The organism is Arthrobacter sp. efr-133-R2A-63 (assembly GCF_030209795.1).
Classification (GTDB): Bacteria; Actinomycetota; Actinomycetes; order Actinomycetales; family Micrococcaceae; genus Arthrobacter; species Arthrobacter bambusae_A.
Genome location: NZ_JARVRG010000023.1, coordinates 41,103 through 56,613, shown reverse-complemented (window position 1 = coordinate 56,613; position 15,511 = coordinate 41,103). Strand labels below are relative to the sequence as shown.

Below are 15,511 nucleotides of genomic sequence, written 5' to 3'. Positions count from 1 at the left end.
ACAACTGCGAGCTACTTGGGCGTGTGGGCTCAACACGGGCTAGGGCACCGGATGGAGGGAATCGTAGCGGAGGAATCCGCGCTGCCCGCGCGCCACGAGCCACGCAAGCACTGCGCACAGCACGCCGCCCAGGAGCAGCACCCAGCCTTCGCTGAGAACCTTGGTGACGCCACCGGCGAGCATGTCCCCCACTCGGGGACCACCGGAAACCACCACGATGAACACGCCCTGCAGCCGTCCCCGCATGTGGTCCGGAGTGGCCGATTGCAGGATGGTGGTGCGGAAGACCGCGCTGACCGAGTCCGAGATTCCGGCAACGGCACAACACATTGCCGCCGGGATGATCCAGAGCGTCACGCCGCCGCGTCCGGCGTCCCCGGCAAGGACCACTACCAGGCCGAAAGCCGCGATCGAGAATCCCCATCCGGCCACGGACCATACCACCGCAGTGCCCTGGCGCCGCACCCTCCCCAAAGGTCCGGAGAACAACCCCGCCAGGAAGGCGCCGACAGCCACGGAAGCCAGCAGCACACCCACGGTGGTGTCGCCACCCCCGATCATCGTGGCTCCGATCGCGGGCATGAGGGCGCGCGGCTGGGCGCAGATCATCGCAATGAGGTCGATGATGAAGGTCATCCGCAGGTTCGGCCGGGTGCCCAGGAAACGGAAGCCCTCGACGACGGAGCGCAGGCCGGGTGCCGACGCGTTCGCTGCCGCGGGAAGGGCCGGGAGCTTGAAAAGGCTCCACAGCGCGAAGGCGAAGCTCAGGGCATCGATCGTGTAGGTCCAGCCAAAACCGCTCGACGCGACCAGAACGCCGGCCAGCAGGGGGCCGGCCGTCATGGAAATACCCATGTTGAGCATGCTCAACGCGTTGGCGGCGGGCAGCAGTTCCTTGCGGACCAGCAAGGGAATAATGGCGCTGCGTGCTGGTCCGTTGATGCCTTGCGCGCCGCTCTGGATCGCGACGAGGAGGAACAGGATCCAGACATTGTTCAGCTGGAACCACGCCTGGAGTGCGAGGGCCACGCTGCAGGCCCACAAAACGAGGGACGCAACAATGGCGACTTTCCGCCGGTCATAGGCATCCGAAAGGGCGCCGCCAAACAAACCCGCAATCACCAGCGGAACCAGGGCAAAGATGCTGAGCAGACCCACATAGAGGCTCTGCTGGGTGATGCTGTAGACCTCGAGGCTTACGGCAACCAGGGTCAACTGGGATCCGACCATCGACACCGACGAGCCCAGCCACAGGCGGCGGAATGCGGGGCTTTCGCGAAGCGGGGTCATGTCAGCCAGGAGTTTTGCCACCGTCCAACCCTATCCAGCAACCCGCCCACCCTCCCGGAGCGCCGCGGGCGTAGGGTTAGCGGCTGCGGTGAGGGCCGCCGTCGGGCAGGTTCACCTGAAGTTAGCCTCGCCTTATTGTGAAGCACTCATAATAAGTGCTTCAATGGGCGTATGGCAGATCACACGGCAGACCAGGAAGCATGGGCTTCCGCCTTGCATTCCCACGGACGCCGCGTGACCAAGCAGCGGCTTGCCGTCCTTGCTGCCGTTCAGCACAATCCACATTCCCCCGCCGAAGGCATCCTGGCTGCCGCACGCAAGGATCTTCCCGAACTGACAGCGCAGTCTGTTTATGTGGTGCTGAGCGACCTCACGGACCTGCAGATGCTGCGACGGTTCGAACCGCCCCACTCTCCCGCTCTCTACGAGACAAGGGTGGGCGACAACCACCACCACGCCGTCTGCATCAGTTGCGGCCGGGTGGAAGATGTCGACTGCGCAGTAGGCCATGCCCCCTGCCTCACCCCGCATTGGGATGAGCACTCCAAACCCATGACCATCCAGATCGCAGACGTCCTGTACCAAGGCATCTGCCAGGACTGCCAGGCCAAACAACAGCTTCCTACTCAAACGCAAGTAACCCACGAAATAGGAGAACGATGACCGCGAACATCTCGACCACCCAGTCGGGCGCCCCCGTCACCTCGGACGCGCATTCCCAGTCCGTCGGTGCCGATGGTGCCATCATCCTGACCGACCACTACCTGGTGGAAAAGCTCGCCCAGTTCAACCGCGAGCGCGTCCCGGAGCGTGTTGTCCACGCCAAGGGCGGCGGCGCTTTCGGTACCTTCAAGACTTCCTCGGACGTATCCAAGTACACCAAGGCTGCCCTGTTCCAGCCCGGCGTCGAGACGGACATGCTCATCCGTTTCTCCTCCGTGGCAGGCGAGAACGGCTCCCCGGACACGTGGCGCGACCCGCGCGGCTTCGCCGTCAAGTTCTACACTTCCGAGGGCAACTACGACCTGGTCGGCAACAACACCCCGGTGTTCTTCATCCGCGACGGCATCAAGTTCCCGGACTTCATCCACTCCCAGAAGCGGCTCCCGGGCACCCACCTGCGCGACGCCGACATGCAGTGGGACTTCTGGACTCTCTCGCCCGAGTCCGCACACCAGGTCACCTGGCTCATGGGCGATCGCGGCCTGCCGGCTTCCTGGCGTGAAATGCAGGGCTACGGCTCGCACACCTACCAGTGGATCAACGCCGAGGGCGAGCGCTTCTGGGTCAAGTACCACTTCAAGTCCAACCAGGGCGTCAAGACCATCACGGGCGACCAAGCCGCTGAGCTGGCCGGCTCGGATGCGGACTTCTACATTCGCGACCTCCAGGAGAACATTGCCGCCGGCAACTTCCCGTCCTGGGAACTGCACGTGCAGGTCATGCCTTACGAGGACGCCAAGACCTACCGCTTCAACCCGTTCGACCTCACCAAGGTGTGGCCGCACTCGGATTACCCGCTGATCCACGTGGGCACCATGGAGCTCAACAAGAACCCGGATAACTACTTCGCGCAGATCGAGCAGGCCACCTTCGCGCCGTCGAACTTCGTTCCGGGTATCGCCGCCTCCCCGGACAAGATGCTGCAGGCCCGCATCTTCTCCTACGCTGACGCACACCGCTACCGCGTGGGCACCAACCACGCCCAGATCCCGGTGAACCAGCCGAAGAACCAAGTCAACAACTACAGCCAGGACGGCGCGGGACGTTACCTGTTCAATGCTCCTTCGGTTCCGGTCTACGCACCGAACTCCGTGGGTGGCCCGGCCGCTGTTGAGCCACAGAACCCGGCCGGTGGCTGGGAGAACGACGGCGAGCTGACGCTCTCCGCGCACTCCCTGCATGCCGAGGACGGCGACTTCGTCCAGGCCGGCGCGCTGTACCGCGAGGTCTACGACGACGGCGCCAAGGCCCGCCTGCTCGAGACCATCACGGGCGCCGTGGGCGGTGTCAAGAGCCCCGGCATCAAGGAACGCGCCATCCAGTACTGGACCAACGTCGATGCTGAACTCGGTGCCAAACTGCGCGCCAACCTCGGCGCCGGCCAAAACGAGTCGGCTGCAGAGGCAGCCAACAAGCTGTAACAACGCCACCCATGAAGCAACCCCGCTGCGGAATCTCCGCGGCGGGGTTGCTTTTTTGATGCGCATGAATAGCGGGGGCTGTCGGCAGGTTTTCCACATAGCCGCCAACGTCTCTGGCTAGCCCGGCCTTGTCATCCATAGGATCCTTGCATGAGCACATTTACCGGGATCCCCGCAGCGGCAATCGCTTTCTATGCCGAGCTTGAAGAGAACAACAACCGCGAATGGTGGCTGGCGCACAAAGACATCTACGACTCCGCCGTGAAAGAGCCGTTGACACTGTTGCTGGAGGAGCTTGAGCCCCGATTCGGGCCGGGCAAGGTCTTCCGTCCCAACCGTGATATCCGTTTCTCCCAGGACAAGTCCCCGTATAAGACGGCACAGGGAGCATTTGCAGCCGACAACGAGGGCGTGGGCTTCTACCTCCAGCTCAGTGCAGACGGCCTGTTGATCGGCGGCGGATGCCACTCGCGCACCCCGGAACAGATCGCCCGGTTCCGTGCCGCTACGGATTCGCCGGCCAGCGGGGAAGAACTCCAGAAAATCGTCGATGCCATCGCCGCCGCAGGTTTCACGGTGGAGGGCGAGAAGCTCAAGACCGTTCCGCGTGGTTTCGACAAAGACCATCCACGCGCGGAGCTCTTGAAGCACAAGTCGTTGTCTGCAGGGGTCACTTTGGGAGAACCCGCATGGATGTCCGAGCCCTCAGCCAAGGAAGAAATCGCCAAGCGTTGGGAGGTCCTGCGCCCGCTCGTGGAGTGGGTCAACGAGCACGCCGCGCCATAATCATTGGGGTCGTTGCCGCGGCCGTGAGTTCGGCCGCGGCAATGAATCCGTGTCTGTTCAGACCTTGCTGAGGCTGTCCTCGTCGTCGCCGCTCGTGTCGGACGCGGAGGCCCCGTCGGACGCGGAGGCCCCGTCGGACGAAGCGTCTTGCCCGGACACCACGGCCTTCGCGGACGCGAACTTCTCGTTCAGGCGGGAGTGGCGCTGACCGTAGGCAAAGTAGATTGCCAGGCCGATTGCCAGCCAGACGGCGAAAAAGATCCACGTCTCCACGGCCAGGTTTGTCATCAGGTAGACGCACAGGACGGCCGAAACCACCGGAAGCACCTTGCCGAAGGGAACCCGGAAAGCCGGCCTCAGATCCGGGCGCTTCTTGCGCAGGACCAGGATGCCGAGGCTGACCATCACGAAGGCCGAGAGGGTACCGATGTTGATCATCTCTTCGAGAACATCCACGTTTGTCAGACCGGCAACAATGGCCACGGCAGCGCCACAGATGATCTGGAGGCGGACCGGCGTCGAGCGCTTGTCGCTCGTCTTGGACAGGGCGCGCGGAAGCAGACCGTCGCGACTCATCGCAAGGACCACGCGTGCCAGGCCCATGAGCAGCACCATGATGACAGTGGTCAAACCAATCAGTGAGCCAAAGGCAATGACCTTGGCCGCGTCGGTGTTTCCGACCGCCTCGAAGGCCGTGGTCAGGGTGGGGTTCTTCGCTTGCGCCAGCTGGGTATACGACACCATGCCGGTCAGGGCGAGGGAGACCAGGATGTAGAGCAACGTCACGAGCGCCAGCCCGCCGAAGATACCCCGGGGCAAGGTCTTCTGCGGGTTCTTGACCTCTTCCGCGGAAGTCGCAACCACGTCGAAGCCGATGAAGGCAAAGAACACCAAGGCTGCGCCGGCGAAGATACCCAGCGTTCCGTACTGTGCCGGAACCGCGCCGGTGAGGAAGCCGAACAAGGACTGTTTCATGACATCCGCGCCGTCAGTGCCCCCCGTAGGCTGCGATGCCGGGACAAACGGCGCGTAGTTGGAGAATTTCACGTAGGTGAAGCCGACAACAATGACGAACAGCACCACGGCGATCTTGATGAGCGTGAAGACATTGCCCACGCGGGCGGAGAGCTTGGTACCGAGAACGAGGAGCACCGTGAAGATCGCAACAATCAGGAACGCGCCCCAATAGAGATCCACGCCGCCGATGTTCAAGGCCGGGGGCATGTCCACACCCATGAGGGCAAACACGTTGCTCAAGTAGATGCCCCAGTACTTGGCGATGACTGCGGCTGCCGTAAACAGTTCAAGAATGAGGTTCCAGCCAATGATCCAGGCGAGGATTTCTCCCATCGTGGCGTAGGTGAAGACGTAGGCGGACCCAGCCACCGGGATGGCGGTAGCGAACTCGGCGTAGCACATGATGGCCAAGGCACACGTGACGGCTGCGACTGCAAAGGAGATCGTCACGGCCGGGCCGGCAAAGTTCGCGGCGGCCTTGGCGCCAACAGAGAAGATCCCGGCGCCGACGGCCACGGCAACGCCCATGATCATCAGATCCCAAGTACTGAGGGAACGCTTGAGCTTGCGTCCGGGCTCATCGGCGTCCGCAATGGACTGCTCGATCGATTTGGTCCGGAAGAGGTTCATAGGAGAGTCCACAATCTTGATGAGGGGGTAGAAACAGACTCATCAAGAGTAGTGTCCAGCCAATGGACCCCCACATTTGTCCCGAATCGTGAGACAAAAGCGCAGCCCATCTTCAGAGCTTGGGGACGTTCCAATCCATCAAGGTGGAACGGATAAGGAAACGCTTCCCCTCAGGCGATTCCACCGAGAAGCCACTCCCACGGCCGTCCACTACGTCCACGGTCAGATGGGTGTGGGACCAGTAATTGAACTGTTCCCGGGACATCCAGAACTCCACAGGCTGCGGCCGCTCGGGCTCGCCAATGTCGAAAAGTCCGAGCAGAACGTCCGAATCACCGGTAATGAATTCGCCGGCCGGGTAGCACATGGGTGAGGAACCGTCGCAGCAACCACCTGACTGATGGAACATGAGCGGACCGTGCTGCTCCCACAACTTCCGGAGGAGGTCTCTGGAAACGGCGGTGAGCGCCACCCGGGAAAAGTCTTCCCCGGGCAGCGTCACTGCGGCGTCAAGCCTGTTGTGGCGCATTAGAACCTCAACACCACGCGGCCGTCGATCTTGGCATGCTTCATTTCGTCAAAGACCGCGTTTACCTCGGAGAGCTCCCGTGTGGAAACGGTCGGGTGGATTTTGCCTTGCGCGTAGAAGTCCAGCGCTTCCTCCAAGTCCTGGCGCGTTCCCACGATCGAGCCCCGGACGGTCAGGCCCTTGAGCACAATCTCGAAGATCGGCGCAGGAAAGTCGCCGGGAGGGAGTCCGTTGAAGACAATGGTCCCGCCACGCCTGGCCATGCCGATCGCCTGCCCGAAAGCCGAAGGATGCACGGCCGTGACCAGGACCCCGTGGCAGCCTCCGGTGTCCCGCTGGATGACTTCCGCCGGATCTTCGTGCAGGGCGTTGACCGTCAGCTCGGCGCCGTGTTTCTTGGCGAGGGCGAGCTTGTCGTCGGCAATGTCCACTGCGGCGACCCGCAGGCCCATGGCCACTGCGTACTGGACAGCGATGTGACCCAGGCCGCCGATGCCGGAAATGGTGACCCATTGGCCCGGCTTGGCTTCGGTCATCTTCAGGCCCTTGTAGACCGTGACTCCGGCGCACAGCACCGGAGCGACCTCCACGGGATCCGAACCTGCCGGAATCCTGGCTGCGAACCGGCTGTCCACCAGCATGTATTCCCCGAAAGAGCCGTCCACGCTGTAGCCTGCGTTCTTCTGGGCTTCGCACAGGGTCTCCCAACCGGTCCGGCAGAATTGGCAATCGCCACACGCTGACCAGAGCCAGGCGTTGCCCACGAGGTCTCCGATGGCCAAGTCGGTGACGCCTTCACCGAGGGCCACCACTTCGCCCACACCTTCGTGGCCGGGCACAAAGGGCGGTGAAGGCTTGACCGGCCAGTCCCCGTCCGCGGCGTGCAGGTCTGTGTGGCAGACACCGCTGGTGATGACCCTGACCAGCGCTTCCCCGCGTCCGGGAGTGGGAAGGGGAAGGGACTGGATTTGTAGCTCTTTTCCGAATTCTGTTACTACGGCTGCTTGCATTGTCGTCGTCATTGGCGAAATCCTTGCGTCGTCAAAACTAAAAGTGCGGTACGGGTGCTGCTTTCCTGAGGGGTGGCCAGGGAGGGCCGACGGAGGGACCTGGATTGGTCCCTCCGCCGGGTGGGGCGCGGCTTAGAAGAAGCCGAGCTTGTTCTCGTTGTAGCTGACCAGCAGGTTTTTGGTCTGCTGGTAGTGGTCCAGCATCATGGCGTGGTTTTCGCGTCCGATGCCGGAGGACTTGTAGCCGCCGAACGCGGCGCCCGCCGGGTAGGCGTGGTAGTTGTTGACCCAGACACGGCCGGCCTGGATTTCCCGGCCCGCCCGGTAGGCGACGTTGCCGTTGCGGGACCAGACACCGGCGCCGAGTCCGTAGAGGGTGTCGTTGGCGATGCCGATGGCGTCGTTGTAGTCGCTGAACTTCGTCACGGACACCACGGGGCCGAAGATCTCCTCCTGGAAGATCCGCATCCGGTTGTGGCCTTCGAAGATGGTCGGCTGGACGTAGTAGCCGCCGGCCAGGTCGCCGTCGAGCTGTGCGCGGGCGCCGCCGGTGAGGACCTTGGCGCCTTCCTGCTTTCCGATGTCGATGTAGGAAAGGATCTTCTCGAGCTGGTCGTTGGAGGCCTGGGCACCGAGCTGGGTGTCCGTGTCCAGCGGATTGCCCTGGATGATTTTGTTGGTTCGCGCCACGGCGTCTGCCATGAAGGAATCGTAGATGCCTTCCTGGACCAGGGCGCGGGAGGGGCAGGTGCACACTTCGCCCTGGTTGAAGGCGAAGAGCGTGAAGCCTTCCTGGGCCTTGTCGTAGAACGCGTCATTCTGCGCGGCGACGTCGTCGAAGAAGATGTTCGGGCTCTTGCCGCCCAGCTCCAGGGTCACCGGGATCAGGTTCTGGGACGCGTACTGGCTGATCAACCGGCCCGTGGTGGTTTCGCCGGTGAAGGCGATCTTTCGGATCCGCGGGCTGGACGCCAAAGGCTTGCCGGCCTCGACGCCGAACCCGTTGACCACGTTCACGACGCCGGCGGGCAGCAGATCGCCGATCAGTTCCATGAGGACCAGGATGGAGGACGGAGTCTGCTCTGCGGGCTTGAGGACGACGGCGTTGCCCGCGGCAAGTGCCGGGGCGAGCTTCCACACGGCCATGAGGATCGGGAAGTTCCAGGGGATGATCTGGCCCACCACACCCAGCGGCTCATGGAAGTGGTACGCCGTGGTGTCTTCGTCCAGCTGGGACAAGTGGCCTTCCTGGGCACGGATCGCGGAGGCGAAGTAGCGGAAGTGGTCCGCCGCGAGGGGAATGTCCGCGTTCAGGGTTTCCCGGATCGGCTTGCCGTTGTCCCACGTCTCGGCCACAGCAAGCAGCTCGACGTTCTCATCGATCCGGTCGGCGATCTTGTTCAGGACCGCGGCGCGTTCCGTGGCCGAAGTCTTGCCCCAGGAAGGAGCCACCTTGTGCGCGGCGTCCAGTGCCAGCTCGATGTCCTCGGCCGTGCCCCGGGCCACCTCGCAGAAGGCCTTCCCGGTCACCGGGGTGATGTTCTCGAAGTACTGCCCCTTGACCGGGGCAACCCACTCCCCGCCGATCCAGTTCTCGTAACGGTCCTTGAACGTGACCTTCGAACCTTCGGCACCCGGCTGTGCATAAACAGTCATCTGTAGCTCCTTTGCTGCGCATGATGGTGGCGTTGCTGTGCCATCAGCGTAGGAGCGGGAAGGTTGCAAGCAGGTTGCAACCCTGTGGTTCAGATCACTTCGGGGACGTACCCCCCTGCCGCACCGGGGAAGTTAGAGTCCTGCGGGGAAATCGTAGGAGCTCGGAACCGGCGAAGGTGCGGTTCCAAAGGAGAGGACCACCTCGTCGTGGGCCTTGAGAACCACGGCCGACACCGGCGCATTCTGCTTTGCGCCGTTCACGTAGGCGGTCCATCCGCCGGTCCCGCTGTGCGGTGCTCCGGTGGCATCCTTACCGTCCAGGACTCCCCACTCGCTGAGGACCTGGCCGAGCGTGTACTTCAGGCCGGGCGTGGGCGCTTCGATGTGGATGACGCCGGACGTGTCGTGGGTGTGCAGCGCCGAGATTCCGTTGGGCTGCCCGTCGGCACCGAAACTGAAGCCGATCTCAGCCGGGACCGTGACGGCTTTGCCATCAACCAGGACGTCCAGGTGGGCGTGATAGTGCTCGGCTGTGCCTTCGGCGGTCAGGATATCCAGGCCTGCGGCCTTGATTCTCTGGGCGCCAGCGGCTGGATCGAGTTCCCAACCGGCAAGGGCAGCTGTGGTGGCCGCAGTTGACGTCGTTGCCGATGCGGGCGCAGTCTGGGCGGGTGCCCCACAGGCTGTGGCTCCGGCAAGGAGTCCGGACATGGTCAGGGCAACGGCGAGGCGTTTGTTCAACACGGAGGAGGCTTCTTTCGTTTGGCTCGGTTCTACGATAAGGGCCGAAACTCCGTATTTCCCGAGTGCCACACGAGGGGCCGGCGTCAGGCCGACAGTTCGGTTTCCAGGCGTTCAAGCTCGGCGACGACGGCGGCCCGCTTCGGCGAGCGCGGCGGCAGGAGCCTGAGGGCGGCACGCCGGACGTCGACGTCGTCCTTCGCCTCAGGCAGCCCGGCATACTTGAGCAGCGCCTCGGCACTGCCGTCGTTCAGGACCGCTTCGCGCAACAGCGCCGATACCTTCTCGCGGAGCTCGACAATGCCGGGTGCTTCCGAATGCGGAAGGACGGCGCCTTTGTAGATCTCCAGCGCGATGCGGTGGGCGCCCCGCTGCAGGCAGGACAGCACCTGGGCGGCATCCTGGCCGAGGTCGATCGGGAGCCGGTACGGGCGGGATTCCGGGACCGCGGCGGGGTCGAGCTCGTGGAGAACCTTCCGCAAGCGCACCATTTCGGCGCGCAATGTCACGCTCGAGCCGTCCCCCGGATACAGGGCCAGGGCGAGTTCCTCGGCGCTGAGTCCCTCGGGACGGGTACCCAGCAATGCGAGGATCTCGCTGTGCCTCGCGGACAGTGGAATACTGCGTCCTCCCATGCTCAACAAGGCCTGGTCCCGGCCCAGCAGCTGGAGGCTGTTCCGGTACAGTCCTGTCCCCTGGCGCGAGCCGGCGGCGGGAGGCGAGTTCCGGCGTCCGGCAGGCGCAGACTGATTGGTGGCCGCGAGCTGGAGCCTCTCCACGCGCAATTGCGCCTGCGCGGCCGCCACGGTTGCCTCGACGAGGGAAAGCGTGTGGGGTGCGACGGCGGCTTCCGTGCCGGTGATGTCGACGACGCCGAGCAGGGCCCCCGAGTCGGGGTCGTGGAACGGAACCGCGGTGCAACTCCACGGGTGGACGGAGCGTTTGTAATGCTCGGCGCCGGAAATCTGGATGCCGCGGCCCAACGCGAGCGCCGTCCCCGGCGCACTCGTGCCGACCGCTGCTTCGGACCAGTCCGCGCCGGCCACGAACATCATGCCTTCGGCGCGGCGCCGCATCGCGGGATTACCGTCCACCCACAGCAAGCGGCCCAGCTCATCCCCCACGGCGACCAGCAGGCCGCTCTCATAGCTGGGCTGGATGAGGAGCTTCTGGATGACGGGCATGATGGTGGCCAGGGGGTGCTGCCGGCGGTATTCCTCGAGTTCGTCGAGGTCGATGACCAGCGGCGCCTCGGGTTGGTCCGGGTTCGCTTTGAGCTGCGCGGATCGCTGCCAGGATTCCTTGATCAGTTTGCGCAGGCCGGGAAGCTCCGTGGCGTCCCGGAGACCATAGCGCCACGATTCCAGTTGCTCGTGCCCTGCCCGGGCGTGATGCTGCAGCAGCTCGGCGGGATTGTTGACCGAAGCTGCCGGATGGATCGGATTCTTCATCGAACTCCCAAAACCGGACGCAGCACAGTACGGGCCAGTCTAGTTGCGTCGCACGGCTTTGCCTACGGCCCACACCCACGGTTTCGCCGCCACCCGGCGGTGACCCGCTAGCCGCGTGAGATCTCGATCATGTCCTCACGCGGAACCACCTTGATGCGTTCGCGTACGACGCCGGCGTCCGGGTTTTCGGCGGTCCATGCGGCACCGAGGGCTACTTCGTGCGCATCGAGCTTGTTCCAGCCTTCCCAGGTGGTGTACTCGATGCCCCGTTCTTCCAGGAGGTTGATGATGGCCTGCGGATCCGGGTTCTCGGCCGGGGGCAGGGTGAGGCGGTCCTCCAGGAGGCAACCGATGGTCTCCAGGGCGTCGCCCTTGGTGTGCCCGATCAGGCCGACCGGTCCGCGCTTGATCCAGCCGGTCGCGTAGATCCCGGGCACCGGCTTGCCGTCGGCGTCCAGCACCCGTCCGCCGTCATTCGGAATGACACCTCGGCGGGCGTCGTACTCAAGTTCGTCCAGCGGGGAACCGTGGTAGCCGATGGCGCGGTAGACGGCCTGGATCGGATAGTCCACGAACTCGCCGGTGCCCTTGGCGTTGCCTGTGCCGTCCAGTTGCATGCGCTCGAACTTGATGCCGGACACTTTCCCGGAGCCGTCTTCGGAAACGATCTCCACCGGGCTGTGCAGGAAATGCAGGTGCAACCGCCGGGACGAGGGCTGCTCAGCTTCGGCATGTTCCTCGACGAGCCAGTTGGTCAGCGTGTTGACCATGGTCTTGATCTGGTTGTTGCTGCGGATGGCCTCGTCCGAGGCTTCGTCAAACTCGAAATCTTCCGGGTACAGCACAATGTCCACGTCGTTGGAGTGCGAGAGCTCGCGCAGTTCCAGCGGAGTGAACTTGATCTGGGCTGGACCGCGCCGGCCGAAGACGTGCACATCCGTGACCGGGGAAGCCTTGAGGGCCCCATACACGTTGTCCGGGATTTCGGTCACCAGGAGGTCATCGGCGTGCTTTGAGAGCATACGGGCCACGTCCAGCGCCACGTTGCCGTTCCCGATGACTGCCACTTCCTTGGCATCCAGCGGCCATTCGCGAGGCACGTCGGGGTGGCCGTCGTACCACGAGACGAAATCGGCTCCGCCGAAGGAGCCATCAAGCTCGATGCCCGGGATGTTCAGCTCCGCGTCCTTGATGGCCCCGGTGGAGAAGATCACGGCGTCGTAGAAAGAGCGGAAGTCATGCAGCGTGAGGTCGCGGCCGTACGTCACATTGCCGAGGAAGCGGATGTCTCCGCGGTCCAGGACCTTGTGCAGCGCGTTGACGATGCCTTTGATGCGGGGGTGGTCCGGAGCAACGCCGTAGCGGATCAGGCCGTACGGTGCAGGGTATGCCTCGAAAAGGTCGATACTGACCTCGACGTCGCCATCCTTGACCTCATTCGATTTAGTCAGGATATCCGCGGCGTACACGCCGGCCGGTCCTGCGCCGACAATGGCGACGCGCAATGGACGTTTTGAGGTGGTTTCGGCCGAGTTGGACACCGTGAACCCTTCTGAGACAGGTAACCGCCCCGCGTAGTGGGGCGCGCAGTTTCCAATTCTAGTTCTCAGTTGTGGCCGGAGCGGCAGTACGTGGCGGGAGGTGACACAACCGGGCGAGGAAAATCACAAAAACTTTCCGGCCGTACGGTCAGGAATACCCTCGCAAAATGTGATGTTGTTGACTTTGTGTCTACGCCCGAGCAAACCGTGCCTGCCCAGTCCAACACCAGTGCTTCTTCAGCTTCAGCCGCCGCTGCTGCCACGGCAAAGAAGGAGACGACGGCGGGCGTCGTGTTCGGTATCGGGGCGTACGGCCTGTGGGGCCTGCTTCCGCTCTACTTCGTGGTGCTGCAACCCGCCGGAGCCGTGGAAATCGTCGCCAACCGGGTGGTGTGGTCGCTCATTTTCTGCGCCCTGCTCATCACCATCACCCGGACGTGGCGCCTCCTCGGCAATGCCTTCAGGGACCGGGCCGTCCTCGGACCGCTCGCGATGGCTGCCGGGCTGATCGCCATCAACTGGCTGACGTACACCTTCGGCGTCACCACCGGGCACGCGGTCGAAGCTTCGCTCGGCTATTTCATCAACCCGCTCGTGTCGGTGCTCCTTGGGGTGTTCGTCCTGAAGGAAACGCTCCGCCCGCTCCAGTGGGCCGCCGTCGTGATCGGATTCATCGCCGTCGGCGTCCTGACGGTTTCCTATGGAAAGCTGCCGTGGATCGCTTTGGTCCTGGCGTTCAGCTTTGGCCTCTACGGTTTCGTGAAGAAGCGCGTAGGACCGAAAGTCAATGCCATCACGAGCCTCACGGTGGAGACCGTGGTCCTCGCTCCCGTTGCCGGCGCCACCATGCTTGTCCTTGGCCTCATGGGAGCAGGTACTTTGGGAAGCAACGGCCCGGGCCACTTCTGGCTGCTGGCGGCTTCGGGCATCATCACCGCCGTGCCCCTGCTCTTCTTCGGTGCCTCCGCACGCCGCCTGCCCATGACCACCATCGGCCTGCTGCAATACTTCGCGCCGATCCTCCAGTTCATCGTGGCTTTGGCGGTCCTCCACGAGGCCATGACGCCGGACCGCTGGGTGGGCTTCGGGATCGTGTGGCTGGCGCTGCTGCTCCTGACCCTCGACATGCTGCGCACGGCACGCAAGAACTCGGTCATCAGGAAAAACGCACGGCTCAGCGCCGCCTAGGACCGCCGGACATGCCCAGCGCTACCTAGCACCAATGGACATGCCCATTGACGTCCAGTGGACATGCCCATTGTTAAACGCAAGGGATGGACATAGTCGCACTATGTCCATCCCTTGCACCTAGAGGCGGGCATGTCCGCCTGAAGGTTGCGGCTAAGCGTTGGCCTTGATGGCTGCAGCCAGGACCTCGAGGCCGTCCAGGAGCAGTTCGTCGCTGATGACCAGCGGCGGCAGCAGACGGATGACGTTGCCGTAGGTGCCGCAGGTCAGGATGATGACGCCTTCCTGGAGGCACGCCGCGGCAACGGCCTTGGTCAATTCCGCGTTCGGTTCCTTGGAGCCGGCCTGTACCAGTTCGATGGCCAGCATGGCGCCGCGGCCGCGGACGTCGCCGATGGCGGGAACTTCCGAAGCGAGCTCACGCAAGCGGCCGAGTGCGACTTCCTCGATGTGGCGGGCCCGGGCGTTGAGGTCGTGCTGCTCCATGGTGCCGATGGCCGCAAGCGCTGCGGCGCAGGCAACGGGGTTGCCACCGTAGGTGCCGCCGAGGCCGCCCGGGTGGACGGCGTCGAGCAGGTCCGCGCGGCCGGTGATCGCGGACAGCGGGAGGCCGCCGGCAATGCCCTTCGCCATGGTGATGATGTCCGGGACAACACCCTCGTGGTTGACGGCGAACCATTCACCCGTGCGGCAGAAACCGGACTGGACCTCGTCGGCAATGAAGACGATGCCCTTTTCCTTGGCCCACGCGGACAGTGCCGGCAGGAAGCCCTCGGCGGGAACGATGAAGCCGCCCTCGCCCTGGATCGGTTCGATGATGATCGCGGCAACCTGGTCGCCGCCGATCTGCTTCTCGATCATGGTGATGGCGCGCTTGGCGGCCTCGGCACCGGTGATCTCCGGGTTTTCCTCGCGGAACGGGTAGCTCATCGGCATGCGGTAGACCTCGGGCGCGAACGGGCCGAAGTTGGTCTTGTACGGCATGGCCTTGGCAGTGAGCGCCATGGTCAGGTTGGTGCGGCCGTGGTAGGCGTGGTCGAAAGCGACGACGGCGTCACGACCGGTTGCCAGGCGTGCCACCTTGACGGCGTTCTCCACTGCTTCGGCGCCCGAGTTGAAGAGCACGGTGCGCTTCTCGTGGTCGCCCGGGGTGAGGCGGTTCAGCTGCTCGGCGACGGCGACGTAGCCCTCGTACGGCGTGACCATGAAGCAGGTGTGGGTGAAGTGCGCTGCAGCGTCCTGGACGGCGGCGACGACGGCGGGGTCCGAGGCACCAACGCTCGTGACGGCGATGCCGGAGCCGAGGTCGATGAAGGAGTTGCCGTCGACGTCGCGGATGATGCCGCCGTCGGCATCCTCAACGTAGACCGGCACGCCCGAGGACACCCCGGCAGCGACGACGGCGGCGCGGCGCTCGTTCAGGGCCTGCGACTTGGGGCCGGGGAAGGCGCCGTTGATGCTGCGCTTCTGGTCCAGGCGGTAGGTGATTTCATGTGCTGTTGCGGTCATGATGGTTCTTTCTTTCTTA

Annotated in this window: 13 protein-coding genes; 4 read left to right on the top strand and 9 right to left on the bottom strand. The window is 64.0% G+C overall.

Annotation, left to right across the window (positions count from 1 at the left end; translation table 11 throughout):
- Window positions 1-39: 39 nt before the first annotated feature.
- The gene (locus QRN45_RS12435; RefSeq protein ID WP_264636789.1) at window positions 40-1,311 is read right to left on the bottom strand and encodes an MFS transporter; all 1,272 of its coding nucleotides are present in this window, start codon (window positions 1,309-1,311) and stop codon (window positions 40-42) included.
- A gap of 150 nt (window positions 1,312-1,461) precedes the next feature.
- Here QRN45_RS12435 and QRN45_RS12430 point away from each other — a divergent pair, with 150 nt between their 5' ends.
- From QRN45_RS12430 to QRN45_RS12420, 3 genes are all read left to right on the top strand, one after another.
- Complete coding sequence (locus QRN45_RS12430) at window positions 1,462-1,953, top strand: Fur family transcriptional regulator (protein ID WP_184738401.1); 492 nt, start codon at window positions 1,462-1,464, stop codon at window positions 1,951-1,953.
- Window positions 1,950-3,434, top strand: a complete 1,485-nt coding sequence (locus QRN45_RS12425) for a catalase (protein WP_284763557.1) — start codon at window positions 1,950-1,952, stop codon at window positions 3,432-3,434. The genes QRN45_RS12430 and QRN45_RS12425 overlap by 4 nt, the downstream gene beginning before the upstream one ends.
- Before the next feature lie 150 nt (window positions 3,435-3,584).
- Window positions 3,585-4,220, top strand: a complete 636-nt coding sequence (locus QRN45_RS12420; protein WP_078108012.1) for a DUF2461 domain-containing protein — start codon at window positions 3,585-3,587, stop codon at window positions 4,218-4,220.
- Window positions 4,221-4,277: 57 nt separating this feature from the next.
- Here QRN45_RS12420 and QRN45_RS12415 read toward each other — a convergent pair whose 3' ends face one another.
- The 7 genes from QRN45_RS12415 to QRN45_RS12385 form a co-directional block, all read right to left on the bottom strand.
- Window positions 4,278-5,867, bottom strand: a complete 1,590-nt coding sequence (locus QRN45_RS12415) for an amino acid permease (protein WP_284763556.1) — start codon at window positions 5,865-5,867, stop codon at window positions 4,278-4,280.
- Window positions 5,868-5,979: 112 nt separating this feature from the next.
- A complete protein-coding gene (locus QRN45_RS12410; protein WP_284763554.1) occupies window positions 5,980-6,396 on the bottom strand; it encodes a DUF779 domain-containing protein in 417 nt (138 codons plus the stop codon).
- Entirely contained in the window at window positions 6,396-7,418 is a 1,023-nt protein-coding gene (gene adhP, locus QRN45_RS12405) for an alcohol dehydrogenase AdhP (protein WP_284763553.1), read from the bottom strand. Before adhP ends, QRN45_RS12410 begins: the two co-directional genes overlap by 1 nt.
- Window positions 7,419-7,538: 120 nt before the next feature.
- Complete coding sequence (gene exaC, locus QRN45_RS12400; RefSeq protein WP_284763552.1) at window positions 7,539-9,062, bottom strand: acetaldehyde dehydrogenase ExaC; 1,524 nt, start codon at window positions 9,060-9,062, stop codon at window positions 7,539-7,541.
- Between the two features lie 132 nt (window positions 9,063-9,194).
- A complete protein-coding gene (locus tag QRN45_RS12395) occupies window positions 9,195-9,806 on the bottom strand; it encodes a hypothetical protein (protein ID WP_284763551.1) in 612 nt (203 codons plus the stop codon).
- A gap of 83 nt (window positions 9,807-9,889) precedes the next feature.
- Window positions 9,890-11,254: a GAF domain-containing protein gene (locus QRN45_RS12390; RefSeq protein ID WP_284763550.1), complete on the bottom strand. Its 1,365-nt coding sequence runs from the start codon at window positions 11,252-11,254 to the stop codon at window positions 9,890-9,892.
- A gap of 107 nt (window positions 11,255-11,361) precedes the next feature.
- On the bottom strand, window positions 11,362-12,795 hold the full coding sequence (locus QRN45_RS12385) for an FAD-dependent oxidoreductase (RefSeq protein ID WP_284763549.1): 1,434 nt from the start codon (window positions 12,793-12,795) through the stop codon (window positions 11,362-11,364).
- 291 nt (window positions 12,796-13,086) lie between these two features.
- Here QRN45_RS12385 and rarD point away from each other — a divergent pair, with 291 nt between their 5' ends.
- On the top strand, window positions 13,087-13,983 hold the full coding sequence (gene rarD / locus QRN45_RS12380; protein ID WP_241707152.1) for an EamA family transporter RarD: 897 nt from the start codon (window positions 13,087-13,089) through the stop codon (window positions 13,981-13,983).
- Between the two features lie 153 nt (window positions 13,984-14,136).
- On the opposite strand, the gene gabT is transcribed toward rarD, so the two are convergent.
- Window positions 14,137-15,492 (bottom strand): 4-aminobutyrate--2-oxoglutarate transaminase, encoded by a 1,356-nt coding sequence (gabT, locus tag QRN45_RS12375; protein WP_078107999.1) that lies wholly within the window; start codon window positions 15,490-15,492, stop codon window positions 14,137-14,139.
- Window positions 15,493-15,511 lie beyond the last annotated feature (19 nt).

Excerpts from the sequence above, each read along its gene's own strand:
- QRN45_RS12425 (WP_284763557.1), top strand. The coding sequence starts at position 1,950 with ATGACCGCGAACATCTCGACCACCCAGTCGGGCGCCCCCGTCACCTCG.
- QRN45_RS12390 (WP_284763550.1), bottom strand. The coding sequence starts at position 11,254 with ATGAAGAATCCGATCCATCCGGCAGCTTCGGTCAACAATCCCGCCGAG.
- QRN45_RS12430 (WP_184738401.1), top strand. The coding sequence starts at position 1,462 with ATGGCAGATCACACGGCAGACCAGGAAGCATGGGCTTCCGCCTTGCAT.
- QRN45_RS12410 (WP_284763554.1), bottom strand. The coding sequence starts at position 6,396 with ATGCGCCACAACAGGCTTGACGCCGCAGTGACGCTGCCCGGGGAAGAC.
- gabT (WP_078107999.1), bottom strand. The coding sequence starts at position 15,492 with ATGACCGCAACAGCACATGAAATCACCTACCGCCTGGACCAGAAGCGC.
- QRN45_RS12420 (WP_078108012.1), top strand. The coding sequence starts at position 3,585 with ATGAGCACATTTACCGGGATCCCCGCAGCGGCAATCGCTTTCTATGCC.
- QRN45_RS12415 (WP_284763556.1), bottom strand. The coding sequence starts at position 5,867 with ATGAACCTCTTCCGGACCAAATCGATCGAGCAGTCCATTGCGGACGCC.
- adhP (WP_284763553.1), bottom strand. The coding sequence starts at position 7,418 with ATGACGACGACAATGCAAGCAGCCGTAGTAACAGAATTCGGAAAAGAG.
- exaC (WP_284763552.1), bottom strand. The coding sequence starts at position 9,062 with ATGACTGTTTATGCACAGCCGGGTGCCGAAGGTTCGAAGGTCACGTTC.